Below are 1,589 nucleotides of genomic sequence, written 5' to 3' on the forward strand. Positions count from 1 at the left end.
GATCGTCATCGCGCCCCGATGGAACAACACACCGAGGCGCTCGAGCAGGCCGCACCGCCCAGCGTCTTGGTCGATGCGCGCCACCAGATCCTGCATCTCTCGCCCCGCGCCGGACGGTTCATCCAGCATTCCGCCGGCACCTTCTCAGGCAAGTTGCCCGAGGTGGTGCGGCCTGAGCTGCGTCTCGACCTGAAAGTGGCGCTCGACCGAGCACTTGAGAACCGAGTGGCGACGATGAGCCATCCGACATCCGTTCCGCTTGACGAAGGGCAACGCCGTATCGCGATGCAGGTCGCACCGGTCCCATCGCGCGAAGGTGCCGGAGCGCAGGCACTGGTGCTGTTTCTCGATGCGGGCCCGGCCCTGTCGGAGCCAGGTGAGGATGAGGATACCCAGCCGGGCGAGATCCGGAACGACGAGATGCGCCGTCTCCATGCCGAGTTGAAGTCAGCGCAGGAGGCGCTGGTCGCAAGCCGTGGCGAGCACGAGACAGCGATCCAGGATCTGCGGGCTGCCAACGAGGAACTGCAATCGATCAACGAGGAATACCGCTCTACTTCGGAAGAGCTGGAAACCTCGAAAGAAGAGCTTCAATCAATGAACGAGGAGCTTCAGGCGGTGAACGGCGAGTTGAAAGGCAAGCTCGAAAGCATCTCGACCGCCCACAGTGACCTTCAGAACATGACCGCAGCGACCGAGATCGGAACGCTGTTTCTCGATCCCAAGCTCCGGATACGGATGTTCACGCTGCCGATCGCCGATCTCTTCAACATCACCGAGATAGACGCCGGTCGGAGCATCACCGATTTTACGCACAGGCTACGCTACGACGGGATTGAAGGGGACGCGCGTCGGGTGCTGCGCGATCTCTCGCCGGTAGAGACAGAGGTTCAGGGCCGGGACGGTCGCTGGTTCATGATGCGGATCAGGCCCTACCGCACAGTCGAGGATAAGATCGACGGCGTCGTCGTGACCTTCGTCGACATCTGCGCCCGCCGCAAAATGGAGCAAGAACTCTTGGAGAGCCAGCAGCGCTACCAGACCCTGTTCAACTCGATCGATGAGGGCTTCGGGGTCTTTGAGGTGATGTTCTCGCCTGAGGGCAAGGCTGTCGATCACCGCTTCATCGAGGTCAACGCTGCATTTGAGCGCCAGACGGGGTTGGGGAACTCTGTTGGCCGCACGGCGCGAGAGCTTGTGCCCGACCTCGAGACGCACTGGTTCGAAATCTTCGGTCGTATTGCCCAAGACCGGACCGCAGAGCGCTTCGAGGCACCCGCTGCGTCTTTGGGGCGCTACTACGAGACCTATGCCTTTCCCGTTGGCCCCGCAGACGAGCACCGCATCGGTGTGTTGTTTCGGGACGTCTCCGACCGTAAGCAGGCGGAAGAGCAGCGCCGGACGCTCACGCAAGAGTTAAGCCACAGGGTCAAGAATACGCTGGCGGTGGTGCAGTCGCTCGCACGACAACCGGGCGTGCCGGACATGACCGTCGAGCAATATCGCGACCGGTTCATCGGTCGCATCCAGGCCTTGGCACGCGCCCACGACCAACTGCTCGAAACGGATTGGCAGTCCGCCGACCTGGC

1 protein-coding gene is annotated in these 1,589 nt (G+C 62.2%); it reads left to right on the top strand.

The features are described 5' to 3' along the window. Positions 1 to 1,589: PAS domain-containing protein (locus tag GZH79_RS18550; RefSeq protein ID WP_211645268.1), on the top strand; the 1,589-nt coding region annotated here is incomplete at both ends.

It is taken from the genome of Loktanella sp. SALINAS62 (assembly GCF_018263905.1).
In the GTDB taxonomy this organism is placed as follows: Bacteria; Pseudomonadota; Alphaproteobacteria; order Rhodobacterales; family Rhodobacteraceae; genus Loktanella.